The 15,094-nt window shown below is 38.5% G+C and carries 16 protein-coding genes, 1 pseudogene and 1 riboswitch; of the genes and pseudogenes, 5 read left to right on the forward strand and 12 right to left on the reverse strand.

The window, feature by feature from the left end; genetic code table 11:
• Nucleotides 1–21 precede the first annotated feature (21 nt).
• The 10 genes from QFZ77_RS25820 to QFZ77_RS25865 form a co-directional block, all read right to left on the reverse strand.
• A complete protein-coding gene (locus tag QFZ77_RS25820) occupies nt 22–918 on the reverse strand; it encodes a F510_1955 family glycosylhydrolase (protein ID WP_307443700.1) in 897 nt (298 codons plus the stop codon).
• Nucleotides 915–1,124 carry a hypothetical protein gene (locus QFZ77_RS25825; RefSeq protein WP_307443701.1) on the reverse strand — a complete coding sequence of 70 codons (210 nt, stop codon included), beginning with the start codon at nt 1,122–1,124 and terminating at the stop codon, nt 915–917. Before QFZ77_RS25825 ends, QFZ77_RS25820 begins: the two co-directional genes overlap by 4 nt.
• Nucleotides 1,111–2,532: a sensor histidine kinase gene (locus tag QFZ77_RS25830; protein ID WP_307443703.1), complete on the reverse strand. Its 1,422-nt coding sequence runs from the start codon at nt 2,530–2,532 to the stop codon at nt 1,111–1,113. Before QFZ77_RS25830 ends, QFZ77_RS25825 begins: the two co-directional genes overlap by 14 nt.
• A complete protein-coding gene (locus QFZ77_RS25835; protein ID WP_307443705.1) occupies nt 2,529–3,227 on the reverse strand; it encodes a response regulator transcription factor in 699 nt (232 codons plus the stop codon). Before QFZ77_RS25835 ends, QFZ77_RS25830 begins: the two co-directional genes overlap by 4 nt.
• 14 nt (nt 3,228–3,241) lie before the next feature.
• A complete protein-coding gene (lgt, locus tag QFZ77_RS25840; RefSeq protein ID WP_307443706.1) occupies nt 3,242–4,021 on the reverse strand; it encodes a prolipoprotein diacylglyceryl transferase in 780 nt (259 codons plus the stop codon).
• A gap of 60 nt (nt 4,022–4,081) precedes the next feature.
• A complete protein-coding gene (locus tag QFZ77_RS25845) occupies nt 4,082–6,028 on the reverse strand; it encodes a copper resistance protein CopC (protein WP_307443707.1) in 1,947 nt (648 codons plus the stop codon).
• Nucleotides 6,018–6,224: a DUF2933 domain-containing protein gene (locus QFZ77_RS25850; RefSeq protein WP_307443708.1), complete on the reverse strand. Its 207-nt coding sequence runs from the start codon at nt 6,222–6,224 to the stop codon at nt 6,018–6,020. The genes QFZ77_RS25845 and QFZ77_RS25850 overlap by 11 nt, the downstream gene beginning before the upstream one ends.
• A gap of 28 nt (nt 6,225–6,252) precedes the next feature.
• Nucleotides 6,253–7,113 carry a cupredoxin domain-containing protein gene (locus QFZ77_RS25855; protein WP_307443709.1) on the reverse strand — a complete coding sequence of 287 codons (861 nt, stop codon included), beginning with the start codon at nt 7,111–7,113 and terminating at the stop codon, nt 6,253–6,255.
• A gap of 268 nt (nt 7,114–7,381) precedes the next feature.
• On the reverse strand, nt 7,382–9,832 hold the full coding sequence (locus tag QFZ77_RS25860; protein ID WP_307443710.1) for a heavy metal translocating P-type ATPase: 2,451 nt from the start codon (nt 9,830–9,832) through the stop codon (nt 7,382–7,384).
• A gap of 14 nt (nt 9,833–9,846) precedes the next feature.
• Nucleotides 9,847–10,176 (reverse strand): ArsR/SmtB family transcription factor, encoded by a 330-nt coding sequence (locus tag QFZ77_RS25865; protein ID WP_307443712.1) that lies wholly within the window; start codon nt 10,174–10,176, stop codon nt 9,847–9,849.
• Nucleotides 10,177–10,526: 350 nt separating this feature from the next.
• Between QFZ77_RS25865 and QFZ77_RS25870 the strand changes: the two genes are divergently transcribed.
• On the forward strand, nt 10,527–11,441 hold the full coding sequence (locus tag QFZ77_RS25870; RefSeq protein WP_307443713.1) for a polysaccharide deacetylase family protein: 915 nt from the start codon (nt 10,527–10,529) through the stop codon (nt 11,439–11,441).
• 49 nt (nt 11,442–11,490) lie between these two features.
• Here QFZ77_RS25870 and QFZ77_RS25875 read toward each other — a convergent pair whose 3' ends face one another.
• Entirely contained in the window at nt 11,491–12,210 is a 720-nt protein-coding gene (locus tag QFZ77_RS25875) for a HoxN/HupN/NixA family nickel/cobalt transporter (protein ID WP_307443714.1), read from the reverse strand.
• A gap of 138 nt (nt 12,211–12,348) precedes the next feature.
• A riboswitch (cobalamin riboswitch) is annotated at nt 12,349–12,535 on the reverse strand.
• 263 nt (nt 12,536–12,798) lie between these two features.
• On the opposite strand from QFZ77_RS25875, the pseudogene QFZ77_RS25880 reads away from it, so the two are divergent.
• The 4 genes and pseudogenes from QFZ77_RS25880 to QFZ77_RS25895 form a co-directional block, all read left to right on the forward strand.
• Nucleotides 12,799–13,098, forward strand: a pseudogene (locus tag QFZ77_RS25880) (hypothetical protein); the annotation flags it as partial.
• On the forward strand, nt 13,074–13,508 hold the full coding sequence (locus tag QFZ77_RS25885) for a protein-tyrosine phosphatase family protein (protein WP_307443716.1): 435 nt from the start codon (nt 13,074–13,076) through the stop codon (nt 13,506–13,508). The pseudogene QFZ77_RS25880 and the gene QFZ77_RS25885, both read left to right, overlap by 25 nt.
• Before the next feature lie 121 nt (nt 13,509–13,629).
• On the forward strand, nt 13,630–14,217 hold the full coding sequence (gene sigZ, locus QFZ77_RS25890) for an RNA polymerase sigma factor SigZ (RefSeq protein ID WP_307449851.1): 588 nt from the start codon (nt 13,630–13,632) through the stop codon (nt 14,215–14,217).
• 86 nt (nt 14,218–14,303) lie between these two features.
• Complete coding sequence (locus tag QFZ77_RS25895; RefSeq protein ID WP_307443717.1) at nt 14,304–14,492, forward strand: hypothetical protein; 189 nt, start codon at nt 14,304–14,306, stop codon at nt 14,490–14,492.
• A 143-nt stretch (nt 14,493–14,635) separates the two neighbouring features.
• Here the strand turns inward: QFZ77_RS25895 and QFZ77_RS25900 are convergent, their stop codons facing one another.
• On the reverse strand, nt 14,636–14,971 hold the full coding sequence (locus tag QFZ77_RS25900) for a helix-turn-helix domain-containing protein (RefSeq protein WP_307443719.1): 336 nt from the start codon (nt 14,969–14,971) through the stop codon (nt 14,636–14,638).
• Nucleotides 14,972–15,094: the final 123 nt, after the last annotated feature.

The raw sequence follows: 15,094 nt of genomic DNA on the forward strand, positions 1-15,094 counted from the left end.
CTCCTTTTCTCCAGTTTTTATTTACTTCGAGATTCCGTTACCCTTGTCGGAAATTCTGGTCCATTTCGTTCCTGCATCTTTACTTATAAATACATCTTTTTTGTAAGTTGCCAACACTAATTCATTATGATCTGTTGGATTTTGAGCAATATAAGAGATAGCATCATCTTTATCCAATGTAGGAAGTTTGATTTCTTTCTTATCTTTACTACTCACATTGATTTGTAACATTGTTGGAGAATTTGCCGCTGCTACAAATAACTCACCGTTATTGCTAAATGTTAGGGATGTAACTACTAACCCGGATATCAATTTTTCAATATGGTTTCCGGAATCTTTAGAAAGAAAAAGTCCTTCTTTGCTTCCAAGTGCAACAACCTTGTCGTCAGATGGATGAGTTGCTATTGCTAATGGTTCTCCAGAAAAACCGTTTAATTCAGACTTATTCCACGTCTTAGCCTCGTCCTTTGAAACATACAACCCAGTAGATTTCATTTTTGTATTTGGTTGTTCATTGAATACATAAATCGTGTGTGTTTTATAACCAACTGTCATTGCGTGAAAGTCGCTTACACCTTCAAAATCAAGTATAGTCAATGATTTCCCCCCATCAGTGCTTTTTACGACTCCAAGTGGGTTTTTCAGTTTAGAACCTTGTCCTGGATGACCACTACTATAAAAACCACTATCAACTGCGACAAAGCCCATATAATCGTTTTTCGGAGCATCGACATTGCTCCATTTCCCCACCGAGTATGCAACCAAACCTGTATGTGCAGGAATCAAAATTTGTTTTCCGTCACTTGTATAACCCAATCCGTGAATATGTTCCATAGTCACTTTGGAAGTAGAGTTAGAGCAAGCAGACAGCATGAAAGAAGCTGCTACTATTGAAACAAGCATTCCTTTATATTTCATTTTCTTCCCCCTTTTCTTGACTTGATAATAAGATAAACGATTGCCATTACGATCAGTGGAATGCCAATCCACATACAAACGTTGAAAAAATTATTTAAGTAACGAAGAATGGAACCTGAGCCCATCATCCACGAAGCTGACATCGTTAAACAACCAATTCCCATTAACACTAAAGCTAAAGCAATAAACCAATCAGCCAACTTCACTTTCAACACCTCCGCCAGGAGAAGTTGGAACAATAAATTCAATTTCAAATCGTGTCCCCTTATTAAGTTCACTCGAAACTTGTATGTTACCACCTTGAAGTTCAATAAGCTTTTTTACTATAGCTAACCCTAACCCCGAACCACCGTATTCTCGTGACCTTGATTTTTCAACTCGATAAAACCGATTGAAGATTTGGGATAACTCTTCTTCCGGAATGCCGAAGCCCGTGTCTTCAATGAGGATAGAGACTTTGTTATTTTCCTTGTTAATAGCTGCGTGAATATGACCTTCATTGGTATAACGAATTGCGTTTTCCAATAAGTTCGTAAAGACTTGCTCCATTCGTAAGCCATCACCATAAATGAGAGGTAATTGCTTGTCAAAATGATAGTCCAGTTGTAATCCTTTTTCGTTTACTTTCAACCTGCATTTATGAATGGCATTCTCCATAACCTCTGTAAGGTCAATCCATTCCATTTCTAATGAAACCTTACCTTCTTCCATCTTGGAAAGTTCGAACAAATCCTCAATCAATAGCGTCAACCTATTGGATTCCGAAGCAATTAAGTCCAAATAGTGTTCTTTTTCTGCTTCATTTTGATAAAGTTTGTTCTTCAGAACTTTCGCATAGCCATCTACATAGGTGATGGGTGTACGTAATTCGTGTGATATGTTAGAAAAAAATTCATTTCTCGTATCTCGATAATTTTTTAAATCCAAAGCAAGTTCATTAATCGCTTGTGCTAACGAACCGATTTCGTCATTGGATTTCAAACGAACTCGAGTGCCCAAATCTCCTTTTGCGATTCTCCGTGTTGCTTGCTCCATTTGAATAAGAGGAGTCGACAACTTCTTGGAGAGAACAAAAGTAAAACCGAGCGCCAATAAGAACGCTCCAAATCCCGATAGAAGCAATAAACGCTGTACATTTTGAATAGACTGATGCATTCCCTCAATGGATGAGAGAACAAATACACCACCGACTACTGTATTTTCAAGCATAACAGGACTTCCATAAACCATATAACGATTACTGGTGGTTGGTTCTTCATAATCCATTGATAATGATTTACCTTCAAAGAGAGGAGCAATATCTTTGTCAGGGAGAGATGCATCCTCTGTAATTGTGATCAATCCAGAGTTGGCAATAATCTTTCCCGTATTATTGATAATAAAAAACTTTACATCGGAAAACTCCGCAATGGTCTTAATGGTTTGGGCGGTTGAAGCACCATCAGATAAAGCCTGTGCGTAGCGAGTAGATAGTGCCTTAATATTGTCTTGAATATTCTTTTGGTAAAAGCTAGTTAAAATCTGATTGATAACGAATCCCATTGGCAGCAGTACAACAAGAAAAAGAATAATGATCGTACTACCTAATTTAACAACCACTCGATTCCATTTCATTTGGCTTCATTTCCTTGGAATTTATAGCCCACACCCCAAACGGTTTGAATAGGATTATGAGTAAAACCTGCGTTACGAAGCTTCTCTCGTACATTTTTAACGTGCGTATCCACGGTACGAATATCACCCAAATAATCTCGGCTCCAGATCTGATCTAACAATAATTCTCTTGTTAGAACTTTTCTTGGATGACTTGCTATATAAAATAATAAATCGTATTCTTTAGGGGCCAAGTCTACCATCTGCTCACCGATAGTGACCTCACGACGTTCGGGATTAATACTCATTTCAAAATAACGGATGACAGCCGTTGATTCTATGAATGGACCCGACAAATTAGCTCTCCTTAGGAGAGCATTCACACGTGCAGCAAGCTCTTCATGTTCAAACGGTTTTACCAAGTAATCGTCTGCGCCTAATTTCAATCCTTGGACTTTATCTTTTGTTTCGGAACGAGCTGTCAACATAAGTATCGGAATTTGACTGTTTTCACGAATTTGCCGACATACTTCCCATCCATCTATACCAGGCATCATGATGTCTAAGATGATAAGATCATAAGCATGCAGTTTAAGAAGCTCGAGCGCTTGATAACCGTCCTCAGCCTCTGTAACCTCGAATCCCTCTTTGGAAAGATAAATGCGAAGGAGGTTGCGCATATTTTTTTCATCATCGACCACCAAAACGTGTGCCATAAATCCTCCAAGTATCAAGCCGTTTTTACCTGCAATTTAGACCTTGCGTAAAAGTAACCCATCAGAAGTACAGATAAACCAATAATGGTCATACTTGTCCATTGTGCCGCTGTCCAATGAAATAAAAATCTTGGCGTATCGCCGCGAAGATACTCCAGCATAAATCTTCCCAGAGCGTACAATATATTATAGGTTAAAAAAGTAAATCCTCTAAACCACGTTCGATTTTTGAAAATGAGCAGCAATCCGAATATAACAAAATCCCATTGCCCTTCCCATACCTCCGCTGGAAACAGAGGCACAGAACCATAAGTTTCATAAGCAATCGTTCCCGGTGGATATACAAGCCCGAAATTGGAGCCTGTAGGTGAACCGAACGCATCTCCATTAAGCAAGCAAGCGATTCTTCCAACCCCTTGTCCAAAGGCGATAGCAGGAGCCAAGATATCAGCAATTTCCCAAAAATCTAGCTTCTTGAGTTTTGTATAGATAGCTCCGCCTATAAAACCTCCCACTAAACCACCTTGGATAGATAGTCCGCCTTCCCATATCGCAATGACTTTCCCCAAGTGTTGCGAATAATATGCCCAATCGAAGAAAAAAACTTGCCAAAAACGAGCCCCAATAATGGCACCGATTACGGCATAAAAAACAATATTTCCAAGATGTTCTCGATACTTGGTTCCTTTCGCCAGATAATAAGCGACCCCAAGTCCTAAAATAATAGCAATCGCCACAAGGAGACCATATGACCTTATGGGATATCCAGCAATTGTAAATAATATAACCCTCATATTCCACCATCCTCATCCCATTCATTATATCCAAGAAATTTGTTGAAATTGTGATGGATGTTATGAATTATTGGTGTCCATTACACCTGGAACTTGAATTCGGTATGGAAAAACAACCCTATCGCCATTCGACTTTATCGCTTGAACATCCATATTTATCGTTCCAGCTCCGTGAAAGAAACTTCCAGTAAGTTTAAACACGCCATCTTTTAAATGAAATGCTGAATTTTCCGTTGACCACCCATTAGTCGAATAAAATTTCACACGGACCTTTTTTATGTCTGGCGTATTTACAAATCCAATGTTTATGTCGTTTGCGCCCGCTTGTAAAGGGGTAATCATCAATTTAGCCTCAATCCCTTGTTGAACTTGCTTTTTGGGGAATATACTTTGCTCTGCTTCTTTGGGCGATAAATCGACCAATAATCCAGCTAAAAGTAATAATAAAGTCGCGATCACAAGTTCAATTCTTATCAACTTTCGGAAACCGGTAACCAATATTTCAACCCATCGAAGCAACAATTTACGTTGCCAGTAACCAAGACCAATTATCACAACGTAGAGAACGATTTTGGCAAGCAATACCTCTCCCCAGTAGCTTTGGAGCATACTCCTGAACGTAAAGGACGGAACAAATTTAAATGTCATCCAAACACCGGTAAATCCAATCACAACGATGCTCCACAAAGCCCACTTGGAGAAGACTTTTGTTGTTTCCTTTAACCAAGAAGCTGTGTTTTCTTTCGGAGCCATAAAGAATAGTACGAACAATCCCCCAACCCATATGGATGCTGCCAATAAGTGAAGAAAGTCAAGAACAACGCCCAACATCCCTCCGTACGGTGGAGCCACGGAATGTCCGGTTAAAGCAAAGCACAATAAAGCCAGGATCAGTAAGATCTGTTTGCCCCTATGCCATCTTACAAAATAACTAATTGTCAGAAGAATCAATTGAATTATCGGAATCCATATAAAATTGAATGTGATAAAGTCCCGGATGACAACTTCGGAATACTGGAATTTGTTTAAAATCAGCTCGAGCAATATCGCGGCGCTACTTAACATATAAACGTATGGTGAAATCTTTTTCCATTTGAGACATGTTTCTTTATGCGCGCTTATTATGGCTCGAAACCAACTACTCCCATTAAGTAAGAACATACCTAAATAACTTAGCCAATGAGCGAACTGCAGGAAATCAATGTGTTTCCAAATGCTATCATTCGAAGAGGATGCCGAACCCGTTATGGATGTCACATTTTTTACAGCAAAATAGTTAATCTTATAATCTTCCTTATCAACTGTCTTGGCATAAGAAACTAAAGAGTAGCTGCCTTCCTTTAACGTCCCGCTTAATTCAATAATATAGTGCTTGGGGTCGTTAGGGTCGGCGTATGGCTTTTTCGTATCCAAAGATTGTTGTTTATCATCCAACAACCCAAAAACAGACAGCTCAGTTGGCGTTGAAAACCATAAGTCAATCTGTTTGGGAGATTCTTGCAGAATTGTTCCATCTTCAGGGAACGTTCGATCCAATGTTAAAGATGGCATATCTTTATTTGCTTTTGGAGGTTCTTTTAACTCAAAAGAATATGATTCTTTCAGTCCGTGTCCATCAATGGAAATGACATCGACATCAACATTATAAATTCCAGGTGATAAGTTCTTTTTTACATCAATAAGTATGTGTCGATCGTCACTTGGGTCAAGCTGAGGTCTTCCAACTTGAACCTCTTCTTTTGCAACATTACGAACGATAATGGAGCTTCTGTGTATTTCAACTGACTCCTCAAAGAATAACTCTACTTTCTCCGGAGAGACTTGAAGAACAGCATCCTTTTCCGGAACTCGCTTCTCAATTGGCGAATGAGCCGAAACAATTTGAATGGGAAATATCATAACGATGAGGATAATAACTACATAGGCCCATTTTTTTAACATTAAAGTCCCTACCCCTAACTCAGAAGTAAAAATGAAACCACCCGAAAGGGTATCATTAAACAACATTCCTTTGATTCTTAATCGATTCCATCTCTTTGATAAGAGCTAGATTTTGTTTTTGTAATGCATCTACTTTTTCAGACAAATCGTTTTGATTCTGGTCCTTGTGACAACTCTTGTTTTTTCTAAACAAACCGCCCATACAGAATACCATCATTAAGGGACAAGCGAGTAGAGCCAAGATATTAATAACTTGTTGCATAATAAAGCCCTCCTTAAATTTTAAGATATTATTTAACGGTGATAGTCCCACCATACATGTACATTCCACACGTGTATCGGTACGTTCCGGGTTTCAAGTCATTCAGGTCTATGAAGTTTTCTCCCTTCTTAAGATCCACATCTATTCCCAATTCATGAGAAACAATGTGTTTTGTACAACTAATACCTGATTGTGTTTTAAAATCAATTTTCGTCGGAACACCGGCTTTTACTTCAATATTTTCAGGACCATAACCATTAGATTTTACATCGACAGTAGCAATTTGATAGCCTTCGTTTTCTTGAGAGGTGGTCTGTGCTTCAGGCTGCAAGCCTAGTGATTGACTGGCTGATGATACCTTTCCTTGATATTGAAAAAGGAGTACCACACCTACTATTACAATTCCTACAAAAAGCGTTAACGCACTTCCGAAAAACGGTTTGTTAACACCTTCATTAGTTGCCTTCGCTTTACCCGTTTCTTCATCAATTAACTGAATGAGAACGCTCATTACGAAAATAAAAATGACATCGATAAATAATACAATCGAATCTGAAACAACGAGCATTACCCCAAGCATAGCACCCATCATACCGCCCATTATTCCTGCCATCATTCCATCCAATGCTGCCATTAAACTGATGGGCTTTCCTGTTAAGTACCCTGCTCCCATCCCGAACAAAACTGCGATTATAGTAGAGAGTGTTAAATCGTGCTGGAGAACAACGCCTAATACAACCCCGAGTGCGAGGCTAGACATCATACCAACAGTCATAGCAATCATCATACCAGCCATACACGTTAGTTTTTCTCTTCGCTTGTAGGTGTAAAAAACATTGTAACCTGTGAAAAGCAAAGTCAAAACCACACTTAAAATCGCTACCATCATAACCCTCCTAAAGAACTTGATTCGTTGGTCTTTATCTTACACAATAAATTTGTTGGATTTGTGAAGTTTCGATAATAGTAAAAAGCTTATGTGGTTCCCAAATAATTGGCTATTTTGTTCAAATAAAAGAAGCACAACTAATGAGCCAACTTCTTGGCTTCAAATAGTAGTGCTCTCTACGTCCGAAAAGAAGCAACAATCTTAACTCTTTGAATCGAGTTACCTTTATCATTTAAAATGCCAAAGATCTGGATCCAACTATCTCGTTTCACCCTTTAACTTTCACTAATCTCATACTATTCATAATTACAATTAAAGCTGCGCCTGTATCACTAATCACAGCAATCCATAGAGTAAGTAAATCAGGGAAAATCAAAATCAAAGCAAGAGCTTTGACGATGAGCGAAAACCAAATGTTTTGTTTGATTATTCGTATTGCCTTACGGCTCAATTTAACAGTATGGGGTAGTTTTTCAAGATTGTCAGCCATTAACACGATGTCTGCTGTTTCCATTGCCGTGTCAGTTCCGGCCCCCCCCATTGCAATACCTATATTGGCTGTTGCAAGCGCAGGAGCATCATTGATACCATCTCCAACCATCGCTACAATGTTTCCTTCTTCTTGAAGTTGTTTAATGGCTTTCACTTTATCTTCGGGTAACAGCTCTGCAAAAAATCGGTTTACCCCGGTAGCAGAAGCAACCTTTTTAGCGGTACCTTCATTGTCTCCTGTTAACATTACAACTTGGTTGACGCCAACTGCTTGAAGTCCTTTAAGAGCTTTTACGGAAGTAGCACGAATAGCATCCGCAACGGCAATAACACCGTATATCTTCTCTTTTGATCCTATAATAACGATTGTATTTCCTTCTTGTTGAAGGGATAAGATTCGTGACTCTAGTTCTCCTAGAGAAGCGCTTAGTTCCTGAAACAATTTAAGGTTTCCTGCAAAGTATTCATTATCTCCTATAATCGCGCCAATACCTTTACCTACGATGTTTCTGAACTTATCACCTAGAAGGGTTGAGACGCCTTTATCTTTGGCGTATTGGGCTACTGCTTTTGCAATGGGATGTGTAGAATATTCTTCTAATGTTCGAGCAATACTCAGCAACTCAACTTCACTCGATCCCGTTAATACAACTTGAGATACCTTTGGTTTTCCCTCCGTTAAAGTACCCGTTTTATCAAAAGCAATCGCTGAAATCCTTCCCGCTATTTCTAAGAAGGCTCCACCCTTGATAAGTACCCCGTTCTTGGCTGCATTTCCTATTGCTGAAACAATTGCCACTGGAGTTGAAATAACCAATGCACAAGGACACGCTACGACCAATAACTCTAATCCTTTATAAAACCACTCTCCCCAGGTTCCAAAACCCATAAGTGGGGGAAGAACCATCACAACGAGTGCAAGAATAAATACAATTGGCGTATAGATACGAGCAAATTTATCTACAAAAGCTTCCGTAGGAGCCTTTTGTTCTTGCGCTTCTTCTACCAGGTGAATGATTTTGGATATGGTTGTATCTTCAACCAGCTTGGTTACTTTAATCTCCAAGGAACCGTGTTCGTTAATTGTACCTGCGTATACACCATCACCAACTTGCTTATCAACCGGAATGGATTCTCCTGTAATTGGTGCTTGATTTACACTTGATTCTCCTCCAATTACTAGACCGTCTAACGGGATTTTATCCCCTGGTTTAACAACTATGACATCCCCAACTGAAATGTCCTCTACGGGCTTTCTGATAAGCTCCTGACCGTTTTTCACGAATGCTTCAGGAGGCGCTAGGTCAATTAAGCTTCGAATCGAATTTCGAGTCTTTTCAATGGACTTCGTTTGAAGAACATTCCCTAGTGCAAACAACCAGACTACCGTAGCACCTTCTAACCACTCACCAATTGCAGCGGCACCAAGCACTGCTGCAGTCATTAATACATTCATATCCAATGAACGGCTTCTCACAGCATAATAGGCGCTTCTAGCCGGTTTATAGCCACCTATTATTATCGATACAGCGTAAAGCAGTGTAGTAAAGGTTGGTGATACATTCGCGAAGGAGCCAAGAAATCCAAAAAGAAGTAGGGCTCCAGAAAAAATTATCAGGTTTGTACCTGAATTGTCTTTTTTGACCTGATCACTTTTCCTTTTGCTTGAAACTAGCGTAGCTTTATAACCGGATTTGGATATTTCTTTGATGATTTCTTCGACTGAACTGTCGTGTTCAGCTGTCATTTTCCCAGTTGAGAAATTGACACTTACACTTTTGACTGAAGGGAGGGTTTTCATATGTTTTTCTATCGTGAAAGCGCAGGAACTGCAATCCATTCCTTCTATGTGATAGATTCGCCCATTCCCCATCTTCTGAACAGCCTCAATGGTGTGCCCCAGTTTTTTTATTGTATCCGGTAGTTGATCAAGGACTTTTTCATCCTCATAAACGACTTGCATTTTGCCTGTGTTATAGTTGACTTGAACTCCGTTGATCCCTTTGATACCCTTGACTGCTTTTTCCAAGGTTAAAGCGCAGGAAGGGCAATCCATACCGCCGATTAGAAAATCTGATTTTTGACCATATTGGTCTTCTGTGTTTTGTACTTGTGGAATTTCTGTTATTTTGCAACAATCATCCTCACAACCGGCATTTGTATTTGAAGTGGCACTTACATCCAGTAAGGATAGGCTTTTTTTGAATTTCGGTTCTTTGTCCGACATCTCAATCCCCCGTTTTAGTAAAGTCCCGTATCACACTTGGTAACACCATCGTGTACTAGGGATAGTACAGTATCGAACATATGTAACATATCCTTAATCTTCTCATTACTTAAACTGTAATACACATATTTCCCATCTTGCCTTCCAACAATAATCCCGCAGCCCTTCAAACAAGCGAGGTGCTGTGAAATGTTCGATTGATTCCCTTGAATTTCGTCAACGATTTGAGATACAGGCTTTTCTTTATCTTTAATACATTCCAGTATTTGAAGCCGCGTCTTATCACTAAAGCCACGAATGAATTTGGCTTTAACATCTAATTGCTCTATTGGATCTTGATTCATTGAGACTCCCCCCCAAACAAATTAATAATCACTAATATGAACATCATATTAGCTCACTCTAATATATGTGTCAAATTAAACCCCATCATTAAACCATATTTATTCGTTTGCGGTCCGCGTCGACAATCCTTTACTCTGAGATGATCTTAACGAAATTGCAGCTTATTAGGGCATACAATATATCAATTTTGATGGTGATTTCGTATTTTTTAAATTTATTGAAATGAACCAATAGAAGGAATACAATGAAATATGTCTATGGATTTATAGGTAGTGATTATAGCTAGAGTAAGCTATCCTCCATACATTCCAAAGCAAATAATAACTTGGAAAGTTGGAGACTACACAACATGTTTAAACAGAAATTTATAAGATACTTTTGCATAACATTCGTATTCTTAGTATTTTGTTATGCACTATTAAATGATCGGTATAAAAACTATAACGGATACCATTTTAGCAACCGGGTTGCAGTTCTTGAGTATCATCATATCGACCCTACGGAATCTGAATATACAATTACGCCCGATACTTTTCAAAAACATTTAGAAGCGCTGAAGGCTAATCATTATCATGTGATTTCAATGAAGGAGTTCGTCGATTTTCTAAATGGTAAAAGCTCTGTCCCCCCTGATTCAGTCGTACTTACTTTTGATGACGGGTATGAATCTTTCTACAAATATGCATATCCCGCGTTGAAACAGCAAAACATGACTGCTACCAATTTCATTATTGTAAATTATCTAGGAACCAATCCTGGAACTCCTTTTTTGAACTGGAATGAAATTCAAACAATGAAGAGGGATGGTTTTGGTTTTTACTCCCATACCCTTAAATCTCATGATTTTTCCGTTGATCAAAACGGAAATCCTGTTTCTCCTTTAACTAATCCAATCTATTTAAAGGATCAGAACAGAATGGAAACCGAGGAAGAATACAAACAACGTGTCAAAGCCGATCTTGAGGAAGCTGAAGAAATCATTCAAAATAAATTGGGGATTCAGGATAAGTTATTTTGTTTTCCTCATGGAAGGTATAATAAAACCCTTATAGACATCGGGGACCAGTTAGGATATAAATATTACTTTACTGGGTTGGATGGGTTGAATACACCTGGGACTAAGTTAATAAAACGGATAAATGTTGGATCAGCAAATATCACAGCAAAAAGTCTGCTTCGCATACTCAATGGAGAAACTAGCGTAACCGGAAATTTAAGGATCTTTTTGAAAAACATTATCGTAAAGCAACGGATGGCAGAATAAAACATAATAATAAAGGCCCTGGCTTCTAGCCCGGGCCTTTATTATTGCTCTATACATGCATCAGAATCATAATACCCAACACTAAGCTGTAGCTTGCTGTTAAGCATCCCACAATGCGATATACCGATAGGCGCAAACGAGCTTTTAAAAAGCCTATTACCGCAAGTAATGCTATCATGGATGTAGACAATATTAATCCTATGACGAAAGAGAATACAACCGATCCACCTAAGAATATAGTACTCATCCCAGCTGCAGTGCTAATTAATAAAATCTGCGTTGGGGTTTCTGCCCCAAATCCATGTATGATCCCTACTAAAAATGCACCCGCACGTCCGACAGTTTTCTTGGATGAAGATACTTGCACGATATTTTTCTTTAATAGCTTTGAAGCAATAACATATTTGATTTGGCGAAGTCCTTCTAATGCCACACTCCATTTACTCCGTAATTCGAACCCATTCCATTGGCGAACTAATGTGATAAACATCCATATGCCCAGAAGAATTAATGTACTTGCTACTAAGAGTTCCATTGTGGAATCTATCCATTCAGGAATATTTTTACCTAATCCAATTGCTATAAAGCCAAGAACAAGGATGACTAAACCATGTCCCAAAGAATACATTGTTGCAAGCAGCATCCCGTGCTTTGCTCTAGTCTCCACACCTACAAGGTCTGTGATTGCTGCAATATGATCCCAATCAACTCCGTGACGAAACCCTAAAATTAACGATGAAAATATGATTAGTAACATCTCATGCCCCAACGGAAATTCCTCCTCTTAAATTACGTTAAACCAAACAAACCTTGACCATTTTGGCCAAGGACGCAGAAAATTACGATATAAAGACAGAAAAATCCTGTAAAAATATCATTCTACACCAGCCCCTTTCCTCGAAGGACATCTACTGTACGATATTAGGTAGGTCTCCTGGCTCTCAGATCAATGCTTCTTTCTTCCTTCCCCATGAAATGAGTGGATTCTTAGAAAGTTGCTCCCTGATTACAGTGGCGGGACCGCTGAGGAGTTTCACCTCATTCCCTGTTACCCTCTTTGTCTCCAAAAAGGCACCTAGTATCTACGACATTATGTAATTGTTAATCAACAATAAAATAACATAGTAACGTTTGTAGATCAATAAAGATTCTTCTCTCCCTTGCCTGTTATTGATGCTTGGAGATACAATATTACCATTCAAGCTCGCAATGAGCACCTGATATGATATGCATTAAAGTTTTCCGCACTGGATAACAAAGACTCGGATCTGTGGTTCGAATCTTTGTTTTTCCATGGTTATCTCACAAGCAAGTTAAAACACACTATAATTCCACTCCATGAACAGATACTCTTTTCGAAGAGGTTCTGGCTATGGGTGAGCGTTTAAGACAAAGCGGGCTTCTTCTAATCGATGAAATGAATACGACTTGCTGTTATGCGGTTCAAGATAAAGTATGAGTTTATGACCCAGATGGAAACGCATGGGAAATATTCTACACAAAAGAAGATTCTGAATTTGAATCTGCAGGAGATTTGCAGGATATGTCTTTATGTTGCGCTCCACCTTCCGCGCCATCCTCACCTGTAACTATTGAATTCACATCTTTTAAGAAAAAAATAAGGAGTTCATTATGCAAAAAAACTATCAAGCTTTAGTTGAAGATAAAATTTATTTTGGCGGAGCTTCTGACGTCAAGGATATGGTTAAAAATGAAGGCGTTGAAGTAATTGTGGATTTGCGTGGAGAAGCTACGGAGTGTGCCTATCCTGCAGGTAACGTAGAATGGCTCCAAGTCCCTCTTGGAGATAATGCAGAAGGACCACAGGACCAACTATTCGAACAAGCTATTAATCACGTTGTAGAGGCTTATAGAGGCGGTAAGAAGGTTGGGTTCCATTGTGGTGGTGGAAAAGGTCGCACTGGCGCTGTGGCCATTGGCACGTTGTTAGCCTTAGGTAAAAGCCAAACCATCGAAGAAGCTGAGAGATTGGCGCAAAGCATTCGCCCTGTTGTTAGTATTAAACAGCCTCAACGTGAGGCATTGGAGAAATTATTTAACAAATGATCTAAATTGATTTGGCCCTCTGGCAAATATTTTTGCTACAGGGCCTATATTATTTTAAAGGATATAAAAATTTCTCGAAAAAGTGCATCCATTTGCAAAATCGTACGTCTCTGTATTAAACATTTCTGGAGGGAAGAATATGAACACCGAGGAAGTATGGAGATCATTTTATAGTCCTTTGCGGAATTTCATTATTAAACGGGTAAAACGTGAGCATGATGCTGATGACATTCTACAGAATGTTTTTATGAAAATACACGCTAGCTTAGATACATTAAAAGATGATCAGAAACTGCAATCTTGGATATATCAAATTACTCGAAATAGCATCATTGATTATTACAGAAAAGAGCAATTCCAACTGAAGGTTGAATTGCCAACAGATTTACCTTTAGAGGAAACTGAGGATCTAAACGAGGCTATTAAGGAAATAGCCTCTTGTATCAGACCAATGGTGGGGCAACTCTCCGATAATTATAAGCATGCTCTTGAACTAACCGAATTAGGCGACTACACTCAAAAACAATTAAGCGAGCAACTAGGTATTTCTTTTTCTGGAGCAAAATCTAGAGTGCAGCGCGGTAGGGAGAAGCTAAAAGAGCTCTTGCTTAATTGTTGTAATTTTGAATTTGACCGGTTAGGTAATATCATTGATTACAATTCTCGAAATAATAACAAAACAAAATGCAGTACATCTGATTGTTGTTAATTTGATAAAAAACGAATTGCGTCCTTACGAATTATCGTGCGTCTACAGATATGTAACACACTTTAATCAATAGGGAGGAAAAGAATATGAGCAAAAAAATTAATATGAACGAACAAGGCAATTTTAAAAGCGAAAGCTATTGTGGTGGACCTGCACCAAATGAGATAAACGCGTGTTGTTCAGAAGATGCAAATGCGAAGGCCGCTGGACAGGATGGTTGTGTTTGTGATTCGAATTCAACTGCTACAAAGTCTGCTTCCAGTTCCTGTTGTTAGTAATTATATTTAGAAAACAAATGGCCGTTAATCATTCGCCGCCATTTGTTTTCTTTCATTAAATTCAGTTACCACCAACTTTGACTAAATCATTCTCATATTAGAAAGAATAGCAACCCACTGAACATTTCCGTGGGTTGTTGCTATTTGTAAATAAGTTTGTAAATCTCGTAAAACTTTCGTAAATCATCCAAACTTCTAGTTTGTAGTTCGGACGTGAAAACTTCTAGAAACTCACTTTTTGCCATTTTACTTGAATTACCAATTTCATTAAATTGAAAGAATTCAGATTGAGACATTTTCAAAGCTTTTATAATTTTCTCTACGGTTTCAAGCGATACATTTCTTTCTCCTCGCTCTAATCCTCCTATATATGAGCTCTGAAGTTCTGCTAGTTCCCCAAGCTCTTCCTGTGTTAATTTTTTTATTTTCCTGATAGTTCTTACTCTTTCACCAACTAATTTTGCAAGGTTTGCCACTTTAACCACCACCTGTTTACTACATTAGGTAAGTCAAAGTTTTTTAAACAGATTATTTAACTATAAATTCCATTGAAAAAAGAACTTATAAGTACTATATTGATCATAAAAACTTCTTGGAGA

This window comes from Paenibacillus sp. V4I3 (genome assembly GCF_030817215.1).
Taxonomy (GTDB): domain Bacteria; phylum Bacillota; class Bacilli; order Paenibacillales; family NBRC-103111; genus Paenibacillus_E.